This window comes from Pseudomonas sp. p99-361, assembly GCF_003935475.1.
Classification (GTDB): domain Bacteria; phylum Pseudomonadota; class Gammaproteobacteria; order Pseudomonadales; family Pseudomonadaceae; genus Aquipseudomonas; species Aquipseudomonas juntendi.
This window is the reverse complement of sequence record NZ_RHQO01000023.1, coordinates 33563-53030: the sequence shown is the minus strand read 5'-3', so window position 1 is coordinate 53030 and position 19468 is coordinate 33563. Positions and strand designations below refer to the sequence as shown.

Here is a 19468-nt window from a genome sequence, read left to right as displayed (position 1 = left end):
CATCGGCACTGGCCGTCGCCACCCAGGGAGAGGCATCATCGCCAGGTGACCGAACGACGGAGCGAATCGAGTGCAACCCACGCAAGAGAACGACCTGCAGGCACTGATGAGCCGTTTCGAGCTGCTGATCGAACGTGTCGAGCAACTAAAACGGCAAAATGCACTCCTAGTAGCTCAGGAAAAGTCCTGGCGCGAAGAGCGCGCCCACCTCATCGAAAAAAACGAGATAGCCAAGCGCAAGGTCGAGTCGATGATTTTACGCCTCAAGGCTCTGGAGCAAGACTCATGAGTTCAAGCAATAGCGTCACCGTGCAGATCCTCGACAAGGACTACTCGATCATCTGCCCGCCGGAAGAGCGCAACAACCTGGTCAGCGCAGCCCGCTACCTGGACAGCAAGATGCGCGAGATCCGGAGCAGCGGCAAGGTGATCGGCGCCGACCGCATTGCCGTCATGGCCGCGTTGAACATCACCCACGAGATGCTGCACCGCCAGGAAGACCGCAGCGTGGCGCCCGTCAGCGGCACCAACCGCGAACAGGTGCGCGACCTGCTGGATCGGGTAGACAAGGCTTTGTCCGACGACACGGATACCAAAATCGGCTGAGATTGGTATACTGGCGCCACTCCCTGGGGGATGCGCCAGTCGGTTATGTCCCTGAGCCGATACGCACAACCACGGGGGTTGCACGCTGGGGCCGGTGTGCATGTCCGCCCGACGGAAAGCCTTAACGCCCCCTGCAATCTCCACCTTGAACTTTCGGGTTCAAGGGCTACACCGATAGCGGTCTTATCGGGGAGCCTGAATTCCTTGCCCGCCCCCTGTGGCGGGCAATTCGTTTGTGCCGCGTCTGGCGGCCAGCACGCCTGGGATCGCCTGTGCCATGACCGACACCGCGCCGCTTACCCGCCCTCAGCTTCGCCGTTTGCTGCGCAATGCCCGTCGCGCCCTCACCCCCGCCCAGCAACGCCAGGCGGCCCGTGGGCTGTATCGGCAATTGGCCCAACACCCCCTGTTCCGCCGCGCCAGGCACATTGCCCTGTACCTGCCCAACGACGGCGAAATAGACCCGCGCCTGTTATTGCGTGAAGCCCAGCGCCGCGGCAAGCGCACCTACCTGCCGGTACTGCATGCCTGGCCGCGCACGCGCATGGTGTTCCAGCGTTTCGAGCCAGGGGAAAAACTGCGACCCAACCGTTTCCGTATCCCCGAACCGGTTATCGAGCGCAAACGCCAGCGGCCCATCTGGGCACTGGACCTGATTCTGTTACCGCTGGTGGGCTTTGATGAGGTGGGCGGCCGCCTGGGCATGGGTGGCGGCTTCTATGACCGCAGCCTGGCCTACCAGGGGCGCCGGCAAAGCTGGAAAAAACCGTTGCTGCTGGGCTTGGCGCATGAGTGCCAGAAGGTCGAGCGGCTGGCGCAGGCCAGTTGGGACGTACCGTTGCAGGGCACGGTCTCGGACCGTGGCTGGTACCTGGCGCCGCGGTAATCGGCGCCAGCAGGGGGGCATCAACGTTGTGGCTGGCTGGCGTCTGCCGACGTTTGGTAGGCGTTGTCCAGCTTGCGCTCCCATAGCCCTTGCGCATAACCGGTAGTGACCACACCCAGGCCAAAAATAAACACCAGGACCCACAGCAGATCCGGTTTTTTACGTTGATACATGGAAGATTGCCCCCCAAGGCAAACTGTTCAGGCTCGGCGGCTTTCTGAGTGCCGCCGGAGCATCGCGCATTAAACGGGGCGCATTTTCCGACAACCTGCGTCTGCAAGCAAACCTTGACGCCAACCGGCTGTCGGTTTCGTGCAACAGGTTATTACAAACCTTTTCAGGAGCGACACGCATGGCCTACTGGCTGATGAAATCCGAGCCCGACGAACTCTCCATCGAAGCACTGGGGCGCCTGGGCGAAGCGCGCTGGGACGGCGTGCGCAATTACCAGGCGCGTAATTTCCTGCGGGCCATGAGCGAGGGTGACAGGTTCTTTTTCTACCATTCCAGCTGCCCGCAGCCTGGCATCGCCGGTATTGGCGAAATCATTCGTGCGGCTTACCCCGACCCGACTGCCCTGGACCCGCAAAGCCCTTACCATGATGCCAAGGCCACAGCCGAGAAGAACCCATGGACCGCAGTGGATGTGGCGCATGTGCAAACCCTGCCACGGGTACTGGAGCTGGGCCAGCTGAAGCAGCAGGCCGGCCTGGCCGAACTGCCGCTGGTGCAGAAGGGCAGCCGCCTGTCGGTCATGCCGGTAACCGCCGAGCAATGGGCGGTGATTGTCGCGTTGCGCTGAAACCGCGCGCCAGCGGCGCCGTTTACTGCACGATCAGGTTGTTGAACAGCAGGTCCTCAACGATCGGCTTGCCCTCTTCGGCTTCCATCACCTGCTGCACCTGTTTCAGTGCCTCCTGGCGCAGGTGCTCCTTGGCCTCGACATTGCTCATGCTGTCGACAGTCTGTTGGGTGAACAGCGCCACCAGCTGGTTACGGATCAGCGGTTCGTGGTGCTGAACGGCCTTGGCGGCTTCATCACCGGTCACACGCAGGGCCACATCGGCCTTGTACACCCGCAGGCGGGGGCCGCCATCCAGGGCATAGTTGCCGACAAAGGGCGGGCTCAGGGTGATGTAGGCAACCTTGGGGGCACCCTCCTTGGCTTCTTCGGCCATGGCCGCAGTTGGCAGCAACAGCGCCAGTACCATCAAGATCCACGCTTTCACGAATTCGCTCCTCATTCCAATTGGCGCCAGCTTACCCAGCACTGCGCGCAAACCCAAGCCCAGGCTCACGCCGCCGCTTATGCCTGCCCATCAGGGCGGGCCATGCTCGTTGACCCGGTACACCGCCCTCCTACACTTATCGGCCACGACCCGCAAAGGAATAGCCCCAATGAAAGCTGTGTTGTGCAAAACCCTTGGCCCGGCGGGCAACCTGGTGCTGGAAGAAGTCGCCAGCCCACTGCCGAAGAACAACGAAATCCTGCTGGACGTGCAGGCTGCCGGGGTCAACTTTCCTGACACGCTGATCATCGAAGGCAAGTACCAGTTTCAGCCACCGCTGCCGTTCTCCCCCGGTGGTGAGGCGGCCGGTGTGGTAGCCGCGGTCGGGGAAAAGGCCGGCGCCTTCAAGGTCGGTGACCGGGTCATGGCGCTGACCGGCTGGGGGGCGTTTGCCGAGCAGGTGGCAGTGCCGTTCTACAACGTGCTGCCGATCCCGGCGAGCATGGACTTCACCACGGCAGCGGCGTTTGGCATGACCTATGGCACCTCGATGCATGCCCTGCGCCAGCGCGGCCAGTTGCAAGCGGGTGAGACCTTGCTGGTGCTGGGTGCGTCCGGTGGCGTCGGCCTGGCAGCGGTGGAGATCGGCAAGGCCATGGGGGCACGGGTAATCGCGGCCGCCAGCAGTGCCGACAAACTGGCGGTGGCCAAGGCAGCCGGGGCAGATGAACTGATCGACTACAGCCAGGCCAGCCTGCGCGAGGAAATCAAGCGCCTGACCAACGGCCAGGGGGTCGACGTGATCTATGACCCGGTCGGTGGCGAGCTGTTCGAGCAGGCGGTACGCGGGCTGGCCTGGAATGGCCGGTTGCTGGTGGTGGGGTTCGCCAGTGGCACCATTCCACAGCTGGCAGCCAACCTGGTGCTGCTCAAAGGCGCGGCGGTGCTTGGGGTGTTCTGGGGTGCGTTTGCCCAGCGCCAGCCGCAGGACAATGCGGCCAACTTCCAGCAGCTGTTTGCCTGGCATGCCCAAGGCAAGTTGAAGCCGCTGGTGTCGCAGACTTATCCACTGGCCGAGGCCGGGGCTGCCATTGAGAAACTGGGGCAGCGGCAGGCTGTGGGTAAGTTGGTGGTGCTGGCCAGGTAAGGCTTTAGATCTTCATCTGCCGTTCCGGCCTTTTCGCGGCCGCGCCCACTCCCACAGGTTCAAAAAGCATGGATTCCTGTGGGAGCGGGCGTGCCCGCGAAACAGCCGGCACAGGCTGATCAAACCTCTCGCAGGTGATGGCAACGGCGGAACCGCGCCTCCAGGTTGCGATCAGGCATCTGGTGGCTGCGCAGGGCCTGCAAGGTCTGTTCGACATAGTCGCGGGTGGTGCCATAGCGCCCTTTGGCGCTGGCCAGGATATGGCTGAGCAAGGTATCCGGCAGATCGCCGGCATAGCAGGGTAAATGCCGCTCCAGCACAAAGCCCAGCGCCTGCACCTTGGTGCCATCGCCCAGCCGGCAGTTGAGCCAATGCGGCCGATAGGCCGGGTAAGGCATCTCACGTTGCCACAGGGCCATGAGCGAGTCGTCCAGGTTGCTTTCATCCAGCCGGTAGGCAAAGCCACTGCAGGACCCGCCACGGTCCAGGCCGAATACCAGCCCGGGGGTTTCCGGGGTGCCGCGATGCTCATGCGACCACAAGTAGAGCCCCCGGTGATAACCATGTACGCGTGCGCGCTGGCGCTCCACCGAATTGCACTCGGGGCGCCAGATCAACGAGCCATAGGCAAACAGCCACACCGGCCCACCCGGGTGCCGAGACATGGTCGTCTTCATGGAGTTGAACAACTGTTCGTGCGTATGTTGCTGACCAAAGTCGAGTGTCGGTGGATATGAAACTTTCCACGACATGCTTTCAAGTGCCGACATAAGCTGCCGCCAGGATTCCTGTGAACTACGGATGTAGCGAAATTCGATGAGGTTAAGCGCCAAGGCCTCTATACCAAGGCGCTTGCACTAACCATAGGTCAGAACCGCAGGAATACTCAAGCCCTCGTAGCCAGGTTTCATGCGCGCAGCCGACGACTGGAAATGATTGTTTCAACAACAGGGAAAGTTATTAATCAAGGCGGTAACAGTTACCGCCTTATAACCTGACTTGCCAACTTGGGTTATTAGCCACGTGGGGCATAGGCAAATACATCGGCACGCATGCGGTGCGCATCCATGCCGGCTTCGACCAAGGCGTCGAGTGTGGCGTAGATCATGTTTGGCGAGCCACTGGCATACACATGCACAGTATTGAGGTCGGCAATGTCCTCGCAAACGGCTTCATGCAACATGCCGCACCGCCCTTCCCAGCCGCACAGATCGCTGACCACCTGGTGCAGGTACAGGTTGGGCAGGCGCTGCCATTCGTCCCAGTGCTCGATCTGGTAAAAATCTTCAGGCCGACGCACCCCCCAGTACAGGTGCACCGGGTACTGGAAACCCTTGGCGCGGCAATGCTCGACCAGGCTGTGCATCTGGCCCATGCCGGTGCCGGCGGCAATCAATACCAACGGGCCCTCGGGCAACTCGGCCAGGTGGGTGTCGCCAAACGGCATTTCGATACGCGCCAGGCCGTCGCGCCTGAGCTGCTCGATCAGTTGCTGGGCACTGGGCTCGCGCGCCAGTACGTGCAGCTCCAGTTCACGCCCGCCGTGCGGCGCAGACGCCAGCGAGAAGGCCGCCTGCTTGCCGCCCTCACGCTCGATCATCAGGTACTGCCCGGCGTGGTAACGCGGGGGTTTGCCCGCCGGTGCACGCAAGCGCACCCGCCACACGTCGCCACCGACGTCAACGCATTCACTCACGCTGCACGCCAGCTTGCGCACAGGCAACTCGCCCAGGGCGAGCACACCGTCCCAGAGCAACACGCAGTCCTCCAGCGGTTCTGCAATGCAGGTGAACAACTCGCCATGGTCGCGGATTTCGCCGTCCTGACGGACCCGGCCCTCGACCAACAACGCGGCGCAGACATGGCAATTGCCATTGCGGCAGCTGTTCGGGCAGTCATAGCCCAGCCGCCGCGCTCCATCCAGGATCCGTTCCCCGGGTTCGAGCGCCAGCACCGCCCCGGACGGCTGCAACGTTACCTGCATCAATCTATTCCCAACTGATCCCACAGCTCATCGATACGCCGGGTGACGGCTTCGTCCTTGACGATGACCCGCCCCCATTCGCGTGTAGTCTCGCCTGGCCACTTGTGCGTGGCATCCAGGCCCATCTTCGACCCCAACCCCGAAACCGGCGACGCGAAGTCGAGGTAGTCGATCGGGGTGTTGTCGATCATCACCGTATCACGCTTGGGGTCCATGCGTGTGGTGATTGCCCAGATCACATCGTTCCAGTCCCGGGCGTTGATATCGTCATCGGTGACAATAACGAACTTGGTGTACATGAACTGTCGCAGGAACGACCATACACCCAACATCACGCGCTTGGCATGGCCGGGGTACTGCTTCTTCATGGTCACCACCGCCATGCGGTACGAGCAACCTTCCGGCGGCAGGTAGAAGTCGGTGATCTCCGGGAACTGCTTTTGCAGGATCGGCACGAACACTTCGTTCAGCGCGACACCGAGAATGGCCGGCTCATCAGGCGGGCGACCGGTGTAGGTGCTGTGGTAGATCGGCTTGAGCCGGTGGGTGATGCGCTCGACGGTGAACACCGGGAAGCTGTCCACTTCGTTGTAGTAGCCGGTATGGTCACCATACGGGCCCTCGGGGGCCATTTCGCCAGGGTGAATCACGCCTTCCAGGATGATTTCGGCGGTGGCCGGCACCTGCAGGTTGCTGCCACGGCACTTCACCAGTTCCGTGCGGTTGCCGCGCAGCAGGCCGGCGAAGGCATATTCGGAGAGGGTGTCCGGTACCGGCGTCACGGCGCCCAGGATGGTTGCCGGGTCTGCGCCCAGGGCGACCGCAACCGGGAAAGGCTGGCCCGGGTTCTTCTCGCACCATTCGCGGTAGTCGAGCGCACCGCCCCGGTGGCTGAGCCAACGCATGATGACCTTGTTGCGGCCGATCACCTGCTGCCGGTAGATACCCAGGTTCTGGCGGTCCTTGTTCGGCCCGCGGGTCACGGTAAGGCCCCAGGTGATCAGCGGCGCCACGTCGCCAGGCCAGCAGTGCTGGATAGGCAGCGCGCCCAGGTCGACGTCGTCACCCTCGACCAGCACTTCCTGGCAGACCGCGTCCTTGACCACTTTCGGCGCCATCGATACGACTTTCTTGAAGATCGGCAGCTTCGACCAGGCGTCCTTCAGGCCCTTCGGCGGCTCGGGCTCCTTGAGAAACGCCAGCAATTTGCCGATTTCCCGCAGTTCATCGACCGACTCGGCGCCCATGCCCATGGCCACGCGCTCCGGGGTGCCAAACAGGTTGCCGAGCACCGGGATGTCGAAGCCTGTGGGGTTTTCGAACAATAACGCCGGGCCTTTGGCACGCAGGGTGCGGTCGCAGACCTCGGTCATTTCCAGGACGGGGGAGATCGGAACCTGGATGCGCTTGAGCTCGCCGCGCTGTTCCAGGCCACGGATGAAGTCGCGCAAGTCGCGATACTGCATGCGGGAGCCTCGTATTGGCCGTATCGGTCGGGGGTGCAGAGTGTAGCGCCGTTCGGGGTTTGTTTGGGGGCAAAAATGCAGTGGGGCCGCTTCGCGCCCCTTCGCGGGCACGCCCGCTCCCACATGGATCACACTGAACCTGTGGCAGCGGGCGTGCCCGCGAAGGGGCACGAAGCGGCCCCATTCAGTTCCGGTCTGGAAACGCTTACTTGCGCTTCATCGACAGGAAGAACTCGTCGTTGGTCTTCGTCTGCTTGAGCTTGTCGACCAGGAATTCGATGGCGGCGATTTCATCCATCGGGTGCAGCAGCTTGCGCAGGATCCACATGCGCTGCAATTCGTCGTCGGCGGTCAGCAGCTCTTCGCGGCGGGTACCGGAGCGGTTGATGTTGATGGCCGGGAACACGCGCTTCTCGGCGATGCGGCGGTCCAGCGGCAGCTCCATGTTGCCGGTGCCCTTGAACTCTTCGTAGATCACTTCGTCCATCTTCGAGCCGGTTTCGACCAGCGCGGTGGCGATGATGGTCAGCGAACCGCCTTCCTCGATGTTACGTGCCGCACCGAAGAAGCGCTTCGGCTTTTCCAGGGCGTGGGCGTCGACACCACCGGTCAGTACCTTGCCAGAGCTCGGGATCACGGTGTTGTAGGCACGCGCCAGGCGGGTGATGGAGTCCAGCAGGATCACCACGTCTTTCTTGTGCTCGACCAGGCGCTTGGCCTTCTCGATCACCATTTCGGCAACCTGCACGTGGCGCGCTGGCGGCTCGTCGAAGGTAGAGGCAACCACTTCGCCGCGCACGGTACGCTGCATTTCGGTCACTTCTTCCGGGCGCTCGTCGATCAGCAGGACGATCAGGTGGCACTCAGGGTTATTACGGGTGATGTTCGCCGCGATGTTCTGCAGCATGATGGTCTTGCCCGCTTTTGGCGGAGCAACGATCAGGCCGCGCTGGCCCTTGCCGATCGGGGCGCACAAGTCGATGACGCGGCCGGTCAAGTCCTCGGTGGAACCGTTGCCGGCTTCCATCTTCAGGCGCTTGTTCGGGAACAGCGGCGTCAGGTTTTCGAACAGGATCTTGTTCTTGGCGTTTTCCGGGCGGTCGAAGTTGATGGTGTCGACCTTCAGCAGCGCGAAGTAACGCTCCCCTTCTTTCGGTGGGCGGATCTTGCCGACGATGGTGTCGCCGGTGCGCAGGTTGAAACGGCGGATCTGGCTGGGCGAGACGTAGATATCGTCAGGGCCGGCCAGGTAGGACGCATCAGCCGAACGCAGAAAACCGAAACCATCCTGGAGAATCTCCAGCACGCCATCACCGGAGATCTCTTCGCCGCTTTTCGCGTGCTTTTTCAGCAGGGCGAAAATCACGTCCTGTTTGCGCGAACGGGCCATGTTTTCGATGCCCATCTGTTCGGCCATTTCCAAAAGATCGGTAATCGGCTTTTGCTTGAGTTCAGTCAGGTTCATAAGGGGAATGACGTAATCATGTAAGAAGGGAGAATTAAGCTTTGGCTTAATGAAGCCGCGCCGCTAGATGGCGACAGGATCGCGTACTGATTCGAATTGGGGATGCTTCGGCGACGGCATGTAGAAGGCACTGGAGAAGCAGTGCGAGGCCGAATGTAACACTTGCTTTTTTCTGCGTCTAGTGCTCTGAAAAAGAAAAGCCCCGCATTCGCGGGGCCTTTTCACATCACAGGTGGGCGTCGAGGAACGCGGCCAGCTGGGATTTGGACAGCGCGCCCACCTTGGTGGCCTCGACGTTGCCGTTCTTGAACAGCATCAGCGTCGGGATGCCACGCACGCCATGCTTGGCCGGGGTTTCCTGGTTATCGTCGATGTTCAGCTTGGCGACGGTCAGCTTGCCCTCGTAGGTGGAGGCGATGTCGTCCAGTACCGGCGCGATCATCTTGCACGGGCCGCACCATTCAGCCCAGTAGTCGACCAGCACCGGGCCTTGAGCCTGCAGGACTTCGGCTTCGAAGGTGGCATCGGTGACATGTTTGATCAGATCGCTGCTCATGGATATCTCCAGGGTCGTAAGCAAAAAAACGTGGCCCATGATAGCCGCACCCACGCTCTACAGGAAGCTGCGGTCGATTGAGTGTAACTATAGTTGGGCAAGACGCCACGAATCGAAACTGTCATCTGCGTGTCATAGCATCGAATGGCACATTGCCTTGCATCAAGGCCTGGCGTGGCACGCGTTGGCGACAGCCTGCTATCGTGGCACGATTGCCGGGTTAACGACCGAGAACACACAGCATGCCGCACAACATCGCGAAGAACCTGTCTCTGATCGCCGCCATCGACCTTGGCTCCAACAGTTTCCACATGGTCGTGGCCAAGGCCCACCATACCGAAATCCGCATCCTCGAGCGGCTCGGCGAGAAGGTTCAGCTTGCCGCCGGCATCGACGAAGAGCGCAAGCTCAGTGAAGAGGCGATGGAGCGGGGCCTGGACTGCCTCAAGCGCTTTTCCCAACTGATCCACGGCATGCCGGCTGGCTCGGTGCGCATCGTCGGTACCAATGCCCTGCGCGAAGCGCGCAACCGCAACGAATTCATCCAGCGTGCCGAAGCCATCCTCGGGCACCCGGTCGAGGTCATCTCCGGCCGCGAAGAGGCGCGCCTGATCTACCTGGGTGTGTCCCACACCTTGGCCGACACCCCCGGCAAGCGCCTGGTCGCCGACATCGGCGGCGGCAGCACCGAGTTCATCATTGGCCAGCGCTTCGAGCCGCTGCTGCGCGAAAGCCTGCAAATGGGTTGCGTCAGCTTCACCCAGCGCTACTTCCGCGACGGCAAGATCACCCCGGCCCGCTACGCCCAGGCCTACACCGCCGCGCGCCTGGAGCTGATGAGCATCGAAAACGCCCTGCACCGCCTGACCTGGGACGAGGCCATCGGTTCGTCCGGAACCATCCGCGCCATCGCTGCCGCCATCAAGGACGGCGGCCTGGGCAACGGCGAGGTCAACGCCGAGGGCCTGGCCTGGGTCAAGCGCAAGCTGTTCAAGCTGGGCGACGTCGACAAGATCGACTTCGAAGGCATCAAGCCGGACCGCCGTACCATCTTCCCTGCCGGCCTGGCGATTCTGGAAGCCATCTTCGATGCCCTGGAACTGCAGCGCATGGACCATTGCGACGGCGCGCTGCGCGAAGGCGTGCTGTTCGACCTGCTGGGCCGCCACCACCATGAAGATGTGCGCGAACGCACCCTGAACTCACTGATGGAGCGTTACCACGTCGACCAGGGCCAGGCAGCGCGCGTCGAGCGCAAGGCGTTGCACGCCTTCGACCAGGTCGCGGATGCATGGGGGTTGAAGGATGGAAATTGGCGCGATCTGCTCGGCTGGGCAGCCAAAGTGCATGAAATCGGCCTGGATATCGCCCACTACCACTATCACAAGCATGGCGCCTACCTGATCGAACACTCCGACCTGGCGGGCTTCTCGCGCGAAGACCAGCAGATGATGGCCCTGCTGGTACGCGGCCACCGCCGCAACATTCCCAAGGACAAGTTTGCCGAACTGGGCGAGGAAGGCGTGAAACTGCTGCGCCTGTGCGTGCTGCTGCGCTTCGCCATCCTGTTCCACCACATCCGTGGCAACCAGCAGATGCCGAAGGTCCAGCTCAAGGCTGCCGGTGAAAGCCTCGACATCGCTTTCCCTGAAGGCTGGCTGGAACAGAACCAACTGACCCAGGCCGACTTCGCCAACGAGGCGGAGTGGCTGACCCGGGTCGGCTTCGTCCTCAGCGTACGTTGAGGACCGGGTTGCTCAGGCGCTCCAGCAGGGTCGCCTGAACGCTGCGCGGGTTCTGGTTACCGGTTGGGGTGCTGCGCACGTAGCGCCCGTCGGGCTGCAAGGTCCAGGCATGGGTGTTGTCGGTCAGGTAGCCTTCCAGCTCTTTCTTCACCCGCAGCAACAGCTTCTTGCCTTCAACCGGGAAGCAGGTCTCGACACGCTTGTCGAGGTTGCGCTCCATCCAGTCGGCGCTGGACAGGTAGATTTGCTCTTCGCCGCCATTGAGGAAGTAGAACACCCGCGTGTGCTCCAGGAAGCGACCGATGATCGAGCGCACCTGGATATTGTGCGAAACCCCCGGAATACCTGGGCGCAGGCAGCACATGCCACGCACCACCAGGTCGATCTTCACGCCAGACTGGCTGGCCTTGTACAGCGCCTTGATCACCTTGGCGTCGGTCAGCGAGTTGAACTTGGCGATGATGTGCGCCGGCTTGCCGTCGAGGGCGAACTGGGTTTCCCGCGCGATCATGTCGAGCATGCCCTTCTTCAGGGTAAACGGCGCGTGCAGCAGCTTTTTCATGCGCAGGGTCTTGCCCATGCCGATCAGCTGGCTGAACAGCTTGCCAACGTCCTCGGTGAGGGCGTCGTCTGAGGTCAGCAGGCTGTAGTCGGTGTACAGGCGAGCGTTACCGGCGTGGTAGTTGCCGGTACCCAGGTGGGCGTAGCGCACGATCTCGCCGTGCTCGCGGCGCAGGATCAGCATCATCTTGGCGTGGGTCTTGAAACCGACCACACCGTAGATCACCACCGCACCTGCCGCTTGCAGGCGGCTGGCCATCTGCAGGTTGGACTCTTCGTCGAAACGCGCACGCAGTTCGATCACCGCGGTGACCTCCTTGCCGTTTCGCGCTGCATCCACCAGGGCATCGACGATTTCCGAGTTGGCCCCGGAGCGGTAAAGGGTCTGGCGCACGGCGAGCACGTGCGGGTCTTTGGCGGCCTGGCGCAGCAGGTCGATCACCGGGGTGAAGGACTCGAATGGGTGCATCAGCAGGATGTCCTGCTTGCCGATCACGCTGAAGATGTTGTCGGCGTTCTGCAGCAGCTTGGGGATCGCCGGCGTGAACGGCGTGTATTGCAGCTCCGGGTGGCTGTCCAGGCCGGTGATGCTGAACAGGCGCGTGAGGTTGACCGGGCCATTGACCTGGTACAGCTCGCTTTCGCTGAGGCTGAACTGCTTGAGCAGGTAGTCCGACAGGTGTTTCGGGCACGTGTCGGCGACCTCCAGGCGCACGGCATCGCCGTAGCGGCGCGAGAACAGCTCGCCGCGCAAGGCGCGGGCCAGGTCGTCAACCTCTTCGGAGTCCAGTGCCAGGTCGGCGTTACGGGTAAGGCGGAACTGGTAGCAACCCTTGACCTTCATGCCCTGGAACAGGTCGTCGGCATGCGCGTGGATCATCGACGACAGGAACACATAGTTGGCACCCGGGCCACCGACTTCTTCCGGCACGCGAATCACCCGCGGCAGCAGGCGGGGGGCAGGGATGATCGCCAGGCCCGAATCACGGCCGAACGCGTCCACCCCTTCCAGCTCGACGATGAAGTTCAGGCTCTTGTTCACCAGCAGCGGGAACGGGTGGGTCGGGTCGAGGCCGATGGGGGTGATGATCGGGGCGATTTCGTCGCGGAAGTAGCGGCGCACCCAGGTCTTGAGCTTGGGTGTCCAGTAACGGCGGCGAATGAAGCGGATCTGGTGTTTTTCCAGCTCCGGCAGCAGCACGTCGTTGAGAATGGCGTATTGCCGGTCGACTTCCAGGTGCACCAGCTCGCTGATGCGCGCCAGTGCCTGGTGCGGCTGCAGGCCGTCGGCGCCGGCCAGTTCGCGGGCAAAATTGATCTGCTTCTTGAGGCCGGCCACCCGGATTTCAAAGAACTCGTCAAGGTTGCTGGAGAAGATCAGCAGGAACTTGAGCCGCTCCAGCAGTGGGTAGCTCTCGTCCAGCGCCTGCTCCAGCACACGAATATTGAACTGCAACTGCGAGAGTTCGCGATGAATGTACAGGCTGCTGTCGTCCAGGCCAGGCACCACGATTGCCGGGGCCGGCGGCGGCGCAGGCACCGGGGCGGCAGGCTCGGCCGCCTGCCCGGCTTCCGGCGCGGTGGCCGGCGGCAGGTCTGGCGGGGTCTGCAGCATCTCTTCGGGGAGCTCCTGGGCATCCTTGATCGCGACAGGGCTAAGCACTTCATTATTCATCTGACGTTCCTGAGGACGTTAACGCCCTATCATCGATTGAGCGGCAAGATAAGCGCCCATTATGACGCCTGTGTGACATGGCAGGGCAAGCCATGACGCGTGGGTATGGCAATGTGGTGTAGGAATTGTTCATGTGGAGACACATTTGGACACTTTCCCGAATGCCCGCGAAGGGGTAGGCTGCGCGTTCATTTCGCCAGCACCTCAGAAAATGCTTCAACAATTCCTGCAGGATTTCGGCTACTTTGCCCTTTTTCTAGGCACCTTCTTCGAAGGCGAGACCATCCTGGTGCTTGCAGGATTCCTTGCATTCCGCGGTTACATGGACATCAACCTGGTGTGCCTGGTGGCGTTCTTCGGCAGCTATGCCGGCGACCAGTTGTGGTATTTCATGGGCCGGCGCCACGGCCGCAAGATTCTGGCCCGCAAGCCGCGCTGGCAGGCGATGGGCGACCGGGCGCTGGCCCACATTCGCCGCCACCCCGACATCTGGGTACTGAGTTTCCGCTTCGTCTACGGCCTGCGCACGGTCATGCCCGTGGCCATTGGCCTGTCGGGCTATCCGCCACGCCGCTACCTGCTGCTGAACGGCATTGGCGCAGCGATCTGGGCCATTGCCCTGGGTGCGGCGGCCTATCACTTCGGCGCCATCCTCGAAGGCCTGCTGGGCAACGTCAAGCGGTACGAACTATGGGTGTTGGCCGCCCTGCTGGGGCTGGGCGTGCTGTTGTGGCTGCGCCGTCGCTTCCGTGCCCTGCGCGCAGAGCGCAAGGCCGCCGCCCAGGCGGCGGGCGAACAGCGCGACCAGCAGTGACCCCGAGGCGCCAGTGCGGCGCATCGGGTTGCACACAGCGTGTCGGGTTGCCGGACGAACAAGGCAGCCGCGCGCCTGTCACAAGCATGACTGGCCCTGAAAACCAACCCGGCGAGCGCCAGCTCGCGATGCGCCGCGCAGGCAGCGCTCGATCTCCCAGGCGCGACACAACACTGGAGCTTCAAAGATGACTAAAAAAGTAGCGGTGGTTCTTTCCGGCTGTGGCGTGTACGACGGCGCCGAAATTCACGAAAGCGTGATCACCCTGCTGCGCCTGGACCAGCGCGGCGCGCAAGTGCAGTGCTTCGCGCCGAACATTGCGCAGATGCATGTGATCAACCACCTGACCGGCGAGGAGATGCCCGAGTCGCGCAACGTGCTGGTGGAATCGGCGCGCATTGCCCGGGGCGAGGTCAAGGACATCCGCGAGGCCAAGGCCCAAGACTACGATGCGCTGATCGTGCCGGGTGGCTTTGGGGCGGCGAAGAACCTGTCCAACTTCGCCGTGGAAGGCGCCAACTGCAGCGTCAACCCAGACGTGCTGGCCCTGGCCGAAGCCTTTGCCGCTGCCTGCAAGCCGGTTGGCCTGATCTGCATTTCGCCGGCACTGGCGGCGAAGATCTACGGGCCGGGGGTGGTCTGCACCATTGGCAGCGACGCGGATACTGCGGCGGCAGTGGTGAAGATGGGCGGCACCCATGAAGAATGCGACGTGCACGACATTGTCGAAGATACCCAACGCAAGCTGGTGACGACCCCGGCTTACATGGAGGCCAAGTCGATCAGCGAGGCGGCTGGTGGCATCTACAAGCTGGTGGACCGGGTGCTGGAGCTGACCCACGAGTAAGGCCCGCCTACGCGCAGCCCAGAATCCGGCGCGGTCAAAGGCCTGCGTACGCCGATCAATGTGGGAGCGGCCTTGTGTCGCGAAAGGGGCGCGAAGCGGCCCCAGGATTTGAGCTTCGCCGCCTAAATTGCCGGGGCCGCTTCGCGCCCCTTTCGCGACACAAGGCCGCTCCCACAAAAGGGCCGCGTTACACTTCAGGCCCTCGATAGTCGCGAAATGATCCGGTCCAGCGCATTGGCGAACGCCTGCTTGTCGCGCTCCCCATAAGCCGCCTGCCCTCCCCCGACCTGGCCCTGCTCGCGCAAATCGGTAAACAGGTTGCGCGCGGCCAGCCGATCACCCATGTTGCGCTCGTCGAACTCGCGCCCGCGTGGGTCCAGTACCGCCACGCCCTTCCTGACCAGGCGGTCGGCCAACGGCACGTCACTACAGATCACCAGCTCGCCCGGCACGGCATGCTCGACCAGATAATCGTCGGCCGCATCCATGCCACTGGGCACCACGATCAACCGCACGATCGCAAACGCAGGCCTGGCCACTGCCTGGCCCGCCACCATCACCACCTCGAACTTGCGCTTGAGGGCGAACTTGACGATCAGATCCTTGGCTGCCTTGGGGCAGGCATCGGCATCGATCCATACACGCATCGGATAATCTCTTCATCAGCTCAATGTGCTCATGATGCCTCATGCACGGCAAAAGCCGGAACCGGCCGGCGCGCTGGAAAAATGGCGCCAATATTCCAATTAGCGCTTATCCGCCCCTGTTACTCAGGCTAAACTCGCCACAGCTTCACTGGCCTGCCCGAGCGCGCAATGAACCACCCCCACGAAATCCGCCCCGACCTGGACCAAGGCATCGACCGCAAAGTCCTGGCGACACTGCGCGCGCGTTTCCTGCACTTGAACCAGGCTCGGCTGCAGCGGGCAATGGAGGGCCTGTCGACACGTCAGCAACAAGTGCTGCTGCTGTTGCCCTTGCTGTTTCACGTGAACCACCCGCTATTGCCGGGTTACGTCTCGGGCAGCACCCCCGCAGGCGTCTCGGGCTATGAGCCCGGTAGCGAGCTGGTCGCAGAAGCCCAGCGCCTGGCCCGCTCATTCACCTACAAGGCCCAGCACGGCAACCCGCCACGGCCGATACACGGCCTGTTCCTGATGGGCAGCCTGGGCTCGCTGGCGCAGGCCGAGCACAGCGACATGGACGTATGGGTATGCCACGCCCCCGGCTTGCCCGAGCCGTTGCTCGAAGAGCTGCGCCGCAAGTGCCAACTGCTGGAAACCTGGGCGGCCAGCCTGGGCGCAGAGGCACACTTTTTCCTGATCGACACCCAAGGGTTTGCCCAGGGCCAGCGTGATGGTCAGCTTGGCTCAGACAATTGCGGGACTACCCAGCATTACCTGCTGCTGGACGAGTTCTACCGCACAACCGTGTGGCTGGCCGGGCGTACGCCGCTGTGGTGGCTGGTGCCGGTGTACGAAGAAGGCAATTACCAGGCCTATACCCAGACCCTGCTGGCCAAGCGTTTTATCCGCAGCCAGGATGTGCTCGACCTGGGCAACCTGGCGCACATTCCGCCCGGCGAGTTCATTGGTGCCGGCCTGTGGCAACTGTTCAAAGGCATCGACTCACCCTACAAGTCGCTGCTCAAACTGCTGCTGACCGAGGCCTACGCCAGTGAATACCCTGGCGTGCGCTGCCTGAGCCTGGACTACAAGCAGGCAGTGTTCGCCAACCAGCTGGACCTGGACGAGCTGGACCCGTATGTCATGGTCTACCGGCGCATCGAACGCTACCTGCTGCAAAAGGGCGAGCCTGTGCGCCTGGAACGGGTACGGCGCAGCCTGTACCTGAAGGTGAACAAGAAGCTCAGCGACCAGAACCGTAGCAATGGCTGGCAGCGCCGTTTGCTTCAGCGCCTGGCTGACCAGTGGGGGTGGGATGAGCGGCAGCTGGCGATACTGGACAGCCGCAGCCAATGGAAAGTCCAGCAGGTTGCCGTGGAGCGCCGCGAACTGGTGGCCGAGCTGAACCACAGCTATCGCTTCCTTGGCCAGTTCGCACGCACGCGAAACGCCAGCAGCCGCGCCGACCAACGCGACCTCAACGTGCTGGGCAGGCGCCTGTATGCAGCCTTCGAGCGCCGTGCCGGCAAGGTCGAGGTGATCAACCCGGGTATCGCCCCGGACCTCGCCGAAGACACCCTCACCCTGGTTCAGTTACCTAACCGCAAGGAACCAGGTAACTACCACTGGGAACTGTACAGCGGCAACCTGAACTCTCACGACGTCGAGTACTTCAACCCGATAAAACGCTGCCGCGAGCTGCTGGAGCTGCTGGCCTGGGCCCATCGCAACGGGGTCATCGACAGCGGCACGCGCTTGGCGCTGCACCCGGGTGTCAGTGACCTGAGCGAGTTCGAGCTGGCCAACCTGCTCGGTTGCCTGCAGCAATGCATCCCCCTGCCCTTGCCGACCGTGAGTGAGGTGCGCCTGCTGCAACCCAGCGTTGCCGATGAAGTGCTGCTACTGGTCAACGTGGCCATCGACCCACTGCGCCATCACCGCGACCTGAACATCCTGATGACCACCGAGCGCACCGACTCACTGAGCTATGCCGGGGTGCGGGAGAACCTGGTACTGACCTTGGACCAGGTCACCCTGAACAGCTGGAACGAAGTGCTGGTTCAGCGCTTTGACGGCGAACACGCGCTGGTGCGCTGCCTGCGTGACTTTCTCAACAGCCCAGTGGCGCATGGCCACCGGCCGCGGGTACGGGTGCATTGCTTCTGCCCGAGCCGCGCACAGGCCATCAGCCAACGGGTGGAAGAGATCTTCGACACCGTGCAGCTGTTGCAAGCCCAGGGCCTGCAGCACCGCTACCTGCTACAGGTTGCCCAGCACACCCATGTGCTGGAACTGCAACCGGGGCATGTCAGCCTGAGCACCCTGGCCGAGCACGATGCCCTGCTGGCCTACCTGGGCGAAGAACGCAGCGTCTACAGCCCGTTGTACCTGGACGCCAACGCCCTGCAAGATCACGACCTGCGCCTGGTGCTGGAGCAGGGTCGACCGGCGTGCATTCAGGTGTTCTACCGCCTGCAGGACGAATGGGCCGAGCTGTATGTGCTGGATGAATGCAACGCGTTATGGCAACAACGCCTGCCGCTGCATGACGAGGCGCACCTGCTGTTGCCGCTGCAGCGCTTTTTGCGCTCGGTGGTGATGCGCCGCGAGGCTCGCCTGCCGCTGGATGACCTTGGGCAGGCGGCCCTGGATATCCAGTACGCGCAGCTACTGCCTGGCGGCCCGGGCAAGGCCCGCAGCATCGAACCGCGCGTGGCGCCGCAGGAGGGCAGTGACCAGCCTTACTATGAAGTGCAGGCCATCATCCAGGCCGGTGTAGGGGGTGCTGCGCATGTGACACTGTACTGCGACCAGCAGGAGTTTTCCGAGCTGGAGCATGGGCCGCAGCTGTATGCGGTAGTGGCGCGGCAGATCATTGGCCAGCGGCGCGGGGCCGGGAAGTACCGGTGCTATATCACCGACCTGGACTTGTCCGAGCTGCTGGATGACCGGCTGGGGGCAACGCAGGTTTACCTGAGCTACAAGCGGGTGCTGGAGCAGGCATTGAACGAGGGGTTGGAGCAGGTGCTGTGCCAATGACCGGGCTGCTCCAACATGGGCCGCATGGCGGCCCAGGCCTCAGAGGTCGAAATCACCCGCCGCTTCAGGCTGGTACTCGACTTCCAGCAGTTTCAGCTTGAGGGTTTTGCCCCCCGGCGCCGGCCAGTCGATCTGTTCACCCACCGACAACCCCAGCAAAGCGCAGCCAATTGGCGCCAGCACCGAAACCTTGCCTTCCGCCCCGGCATCCTTCGGGTACACCAGGGTCAGGTGGTAGTCCTTGCCGCTGGCTTCCTCACGGCAGTGCATGCGCGAGTTCATGGTCACCACGCCTGCGGGTACTTCCTCATGACCGACGACCTGTGCGGCACGGTCCAACTCCTCCTGCAGGGCGAACACACCCGGCGTACTCTCGTCGAGGCTCTCGATCAGACGCTCCAGACGCTGTACGTCCAATCGGGTGAGGATAAGGGAAGGCTTGGTGCTCATGATCCAGTCAGACTCCTTTGAACAGGCAATTTTCAATGCACAGATAAAGCAAAACCCCGCCCAAGGGCGGGGTTTGAAAAGGCTTTGGCGTCATCGACGCAGAACCCGACACTACCACAGACGGGCAAATACTCAAGCCCCTGCGGTCAGTGTGCCTTTGCCTGCGCACGCAGGACCTGTGCCTCGCGGCAGATCTGCCGGCGCCGCTCGTCATCGGCCGAGCGCCACTCGCGAATATGCTCGACATGCCGGTGGCAACCGGTGCAGACACGCTGCTCGTCGAGCCGGCAGACGCTGATGCAGGGTGATGGCACCGCGGGGCTGACGTTGCTGTACAACGGCTTGGGTGGCCGTGGCTGGGCGCTGCTCATG

General features: G+C 62.7%; 20 protein-coding genes and 1 other RNA gene. 10 read left to right on the top strand and 11 right to left on the bottom strand.

Going from position 1 to position 19468, the window contains the following annotated elements; translation table 11 throughout:
* Positions 1 to 106 precede the first annotated feature (106 nt).
* The 4 genes from EGJ22_RS12790 to EGJ22_RS12775 all read left to right on the top strand — a co-directional run bounded on the left by EGJ22_RS12790 (position 107) and on the right by EGJ22_RS12775 (position 1492).
* A complete protein-coding gene (locus EGJ22_RS12790) occupies positions 107 to 289 on the top strand; it encodes a TIGR02449 family protein (protein ID WP_029886233.1) in 183 nt (60 codons plus the stop codon).
* Complete coding sequence (locus EGJ22_RS12785) at positions 286 to 606, top strand: cell division protein ZapA (protein ID WP_029886232.1); 321 nt, start codon at positions 286 to 288, stop codon at positions 604 to 606. The genes EGJ22_RS12790 and EGJ22_RS12785 overlap by 4 nt, the downstream gene beginning before the upstream one ends.
* A 17-nt stretch (positions 607 to 623) precedes the next feature.
* Positions 624 to 803: non-coding RNA, 6S RNA (gene ssrS, locus EGJ22_RS12780), on the top strand.
* Between the two features lie 80 nt (positions 804 to 883).
* On the top strand, positions 884 to 1492 hold the full coding sequence (locus tag EGJ22_RS12775; RefSeq protein ID WP_009684143.1) for a 5-formyltetrahydrofolate cyclo-ligase: 609 nt from the start codon (positions 884 to 886) through the stop codon (positions 1490 to 1492).
* 20 nt (positions 1493 to 1512) lie between these two features.
* Here the strand turns inward: EGJ22_RS12775 and EGJ22_RS26145 are convergent, their stop codons facing one another.
* Positions 1513 to 1665 (bottom strand): hypothetical protein, encoded by a 153-nt coding sequence (locus EGJ22_RS26145; protein WP_009684144.1) that lies wholly within the window; start codon positions 1663 to 1665, stop codon positions 1513 to 1515.
* 179 nt (positions 1666 to 1844) lie between these two features.
* Between EGJ22_RS26145 and EGJ22_RS12770 the strand changes: the two genes are divergently transcribed.
* Positions 1845 to 2294 (top strand): EVE domain-containing protein, encoded by a 450-nt coding sequence (locus EGJ22_RS12770; RefSeq protein WP_029886231.1) that lies wholly within the window; start codon positions 1845 to 1847, stop codon positions 2292 to 2294.
* A 22-nt stretch (positions 2295 to 2316) separates the two neighbouring features.
* Here EGJ22_RS12770 and EGJ22_RS12765 read toward each other — a convergent pair whose 3' ends face one another.
* Positions 2317 to 2721, bottom strand: coding sequence for a flagellar basal body-associated protein FliL (locus EGJ22_RS12765; protein ID WP_009684146.1), 405 nt, complete (start codon positions 2719 to 2721; stop codon positions 2317 to 2319).
* A 169-nt stretch (positions 2722 to 2890) separates the two neighbouring features.
* On the opposite strand from EGJ22_RS12765, the gene EGJ22_RS12760 reads away from it, so the two are divergent.
* Entirely contained in the window at positions 2891 to 3868 is a 978-nt protein-coding gene (locus tag EGJ22_RS12760; protein WP_009684147.1) for an NADPH:quinone oxidoreductase family protein, read from the top strand.
* Between the two features lie 119 nt (positions 3869 to 3987).
* Here the strand turns inward: EGJ22_RS12760 and EGJ22_RS12755 are convergent, their stop codons facing one another.
* The 5 genes from EGJ22_RS12755 to trxA all read right to left on the bottom strand — a co-directional run bounded on the left by EGJ22_RS12755 (position 3988) and on the right by trxA (position 9339).
* Positions 3988 to 4638 (bottom strand): gamma-glutamylcyclotransferase, encoded by a 651-nt coding sequence (locus EGJ22_RS12755; protein WP_029886230.1) that lies wholly within the window; start codon positions 4636 to 4638, stop codon positions 3988 to 3990.
* A gap of 245 nt (positions 4639 to 4883) precedes the next feature.
* Positions 4884 to 5852 carry a CDP-6-deoxy-delta-3,4-glucoseen reductase gene (locus tag EGJ22_RS12750; RefSeq protein WP_009684149.1) on the bottom strand — a complete coding sequence of 323 codons (969 nt, stop codon included), beginning with the start codon at positions 5850 to 5852 and terminating at the stop codon, positions 4884 to 4886.
* Positions 5852 to 7318 (bottom strand): 4-hydroxy-3-polyprenylbenzoate decarboxylase, encoded by a 1467-nt coding sequence (gene ubiD, locus EGJ22_RS12745; RefSeq protein WP_009684150.1) that lies wholly within the window; start codon positions 7316 to 7318, stop codon positions 5852 to 5854. The genes EGJ22_RS12750 and ubiD overlap by 1 nt, the downstream gene beginning before the upstream one ends.
* A 205-nt stretch (positions 7319 to 7523) precedes the next feature.
* Positions 7524 to 8783 carry a transcription termination factor Rho gene (gene rho, locus EGJ22_RS12740; protein ID WP_029886229.1) on the bottom strand — a complete coding sequence of 420 codons (1260 nt, stop codon included), beginning with the start codon at positions 8781 to 8783 and terminating at the stop codon, positions 7524 to 7526.
* 226 nt (positions 8784 to 9009) lie between these two features.
* Entirely contained in the window at positions 9010 to 9339 is a 330-nt protein-coding gene (gene trxA, locus EGJ22_RS12735; RefSeq protein ID WP_009684153.1) for a thioredoxin TrxA, read from the bottom strand.
* A 242-nt stretch (positions 9340 to 9581) separates the two neighbouring features.
* Here trxA and ppx point away from each other — a divergent pair, with 242 nt between their 5' ends.
* Positions 9582 to 11084 carry an exopolyphosphatase gene (gene ppx, locus EGJ22_RS12730; protein WP_029886228.1) on the top strand — a complete coding sequence of 501 codons (1503 nt, stop codon included), beginning with the start codon at positions 9582 to 9584 and terminating at the stop codon, positions 11082 to 11084.
* On the opposite strand, the gene ppk1 is transcribed toward ppx, so the two are convergent.
* On the bottom strand, positions 11071 to 13320 hold the full coding sequence (ppk1, locus tag EGJ22_RS12725; RefSeq protein WP_029886227.1) for a polyphosphate kinase 1: 2250 nt from the start codon (positions 13318 to 13320) through the stop codon (positions 11071 to 11073). The genes ppx and ppk1 overlap by 14 nt on opposite strands.
* Positions 13321 to 13531: 211 nt before the next feature.
* Between ppk1 and EGJ22_RS12720 the strand changes: the two genes are divergently transcribed.
* Both EGJ22_RS12720 and elbB read left to right on the top strand, forming a co-directional pair.
* Positions 13532 to 14134 carry a DedA family protein gene (locus EGJ22_RS12720; RefSeq protein WP_009681657.1) on the top strand — a complete coding sequence of 201 codons (603 nt, stop codon included), beginning with the start codon at positions 13532 to 13534 and terminating at the stop codon, positions 14132 to 14134.
* Between the two features lie 187 nt (positions 14135 to 14321).
* Entirely contained in the window at positions 14322 to 14981 is a 660-nt protein-coding gene (gene elbB, locus EGJ22_RS12715) for an isoprenoid biosynthesis glyoxalase ElbB (RefSeq protein ID WP_029886226.1), read from the top strand.
* 194 nt (positions 14982 to 15175) lie between these two features.
* Here the strand turns inward: elbB and EGJ22_RS12710 are convergent, their stop codons facing one another.
* Positions 15176 to 15628, bottom strand: a complete 453-nt coding sequence (locus EGJ22_RS12710; protein WP_064314324.1) for a YaiI/YqxD family protein — start codon at positions 15626 to 15628, stop codon at positions 15176 to 15178.
* A gap of 168 nt (positions 15629 to 15796) precedes the next feature.
* On the opposite strand from EGJ22_RS12710, the gene EGJ22_RS12705 reads away from it, so the two are divergent.
* The gene (locus EGJ22_RS12705) at positions 15797 to 18646 is read left to right on the top strand and encodes a class I adenylate cyclase (RefSeq protein WP_029887572.1); all 2850 of its coding nucleotides are present in this window, start codon (positions 15797 to 15799) and stop codon (positions 18644 to 18646) included.
* Positions 18647 to 18685: 39 nt separating this feature from the next.
* Here EGJ22_RS12705 and rnk read toward each other — a convergent pair whose 3' ends face one another.
* Positions 18686 to 19096 carry a nucleoside diphosphate kinase regulator gene (gene rnk, locus EGJ22_RS12700; protein WP_029887573.1) on the bottom strand — a complete coding sequence of 137 codons (411 nt, stop codon included), beginning with the start codon at positions 19094 to 19096 and terminating at the stop codon, positions 18686 to 18688.
* 146 nt (positions 19097 to 19242) lie between these two features.
* Complete coding sequence (locus EGJ22_RS12695; RefSeq protein WP_009681652.1) at positions 19243 to 19467, bottom strand: DUF1289 domain-containing protein; 225 nt, start codon at positions 19465 to 19467, stop codon at positions 19243 to 19245.
* Position 19468 lies beyond the last annotated feature (1 nt).

Excerpts from the sequence above, each read along its gene's own strand:
- EGJ22_RS12760 (WP_009684147.1), top strand. The coding sequence starts at position 2,891 with ATGAAAGCTGTGTTGTGCAAAACCCTTGGCCCGGCGGGCAACCTGGTG.
- EGJ22_RS26145 (WP_009684144.1), bottom strand. The coding sequence starts at position 1,665 with ATGTATCAACGTAAAAAACCGGATCTGCTGTGGGTCCTGGTGTTTATT.
- EGJ22_RS12775 (WP_009684143.1), top strand. The coding sequence starts at position 884 with ATGACCGACACCGCGCCGCTTACCCGCCCTCAGCTTCGCCGTTTGCTG.
- ubiD (WP_009684150.1), bottom strand. The coding sequence starts at position 7,318 with ATGCAGTATCGCGACTTGCGCGACTTCATCCGTGGCCTGGAACAGCGC.
- ppk1 (WP_029886227.1), bottom strand. The coding sequence starts at position 13,320 with ATGAATAATGAAGTGCTTAGCCCTGTCGCGATCAAGGATGCCCAGGAG.
- rnk (WP_029887573.1), bottom strand. The coding sequence starts at position 19,096 with ATGAGCACCAAGCCTTCCCTTATCCTCACCCGATTGGACGTACAGCGT.
- EGJ22_RS12720 (WP_009681657.1), top strand. The coding sequence starts at position 13,532 with ATGCTTCAACAATTCCTGCAGGATTTCGGCTACTTTGCCCTTTTTCTA.
- EGJ22_RS12750 (WP_009684149.1), bottom strand. The coding sequence starts at position 5,852 with ATGCAGGTAACGTTGCAGCCGTCCGGGGCGGTGCTGGCGCTCGAACCC.
- EGJ22_RS12695 (WP_009681652.1), bottom strand. The coding sequence starts at position 19,467 with ATGAGCAGCGCCCAGCCACGGCCACCCAAGCCGTTGTACAGCAACGTC.
- EGJ22_RS12790 (WP_029886233.1), top strand. The coding sequence starts at position 107 with ATGAGCCGTTTCGAGCTGCTGATCGAACGTGTCGAGCAACTAAAACGG.
- ppx (WP_029886228.1), top strand. The coding sequence starts at position 9,582 with ATGCCGCACAACATCGCGAAGAACCTGTCTCTGATCGCCGCCATCGAC.
- trxA (WP_009684153.1), bottom strand. The coding sequence starts at position 9,339 with ATGAGCAGCGATCTGATCAAACATGTCACCGATGCCACCTTCGAAGCC.
- rho (WP_029886229.1), bottom strand. The coding sequence starts at position 8,783 with ATGAACCTGACTGAACTCAAGCAAAAGCCGATTACCGATCTTTTGGAA.
- EGJ22_RS12710 (WP_064314324.1), bottom strand. The coding sequence starts at position 15,628 with ATGCGTGTATGGATCGATGCCGATGCCTGCCCCAAGGCAGCCAAGGAT.
- EGJ22_RS12705 (WP_029887572.1), top strand. The coding sequence starts at position 15,797 with ATGAACCACCCCCACGAAATCCGCCCCGACCTGGACCAAGGCATCGAC.
- elbB (WP_029886226.1), top strand. The coding sequence starts at position 14,322 with ATGACTAAAAAAGTAGCGGTGGTTCTTTCCGGCTGTGGCGTGTACGAC.
- EGJ22_RS12770 (WP_029886231.1), top strand. The coding sequence starts at position 1,845 with ATGGCCTACTGGCTGATGAAATCCGAGCCCGACGAACTCTCCATCGAA.
- EGJ22_RS12785 (WP_029886232.1), top strand. The coding sequence starts at position 286 with ATGAGTTCAAGCAATAGCGTCACCGTGCAGATCCTCGACAAGGACTAC.
- EGJ22_RS12755 (WP_029886230.1), bottom strand. The coding sequence starts at position 4,638 with ATGTCGGCACTTGAAAGCATGTCGTGGAAAGTTTCATATCCACCGACA.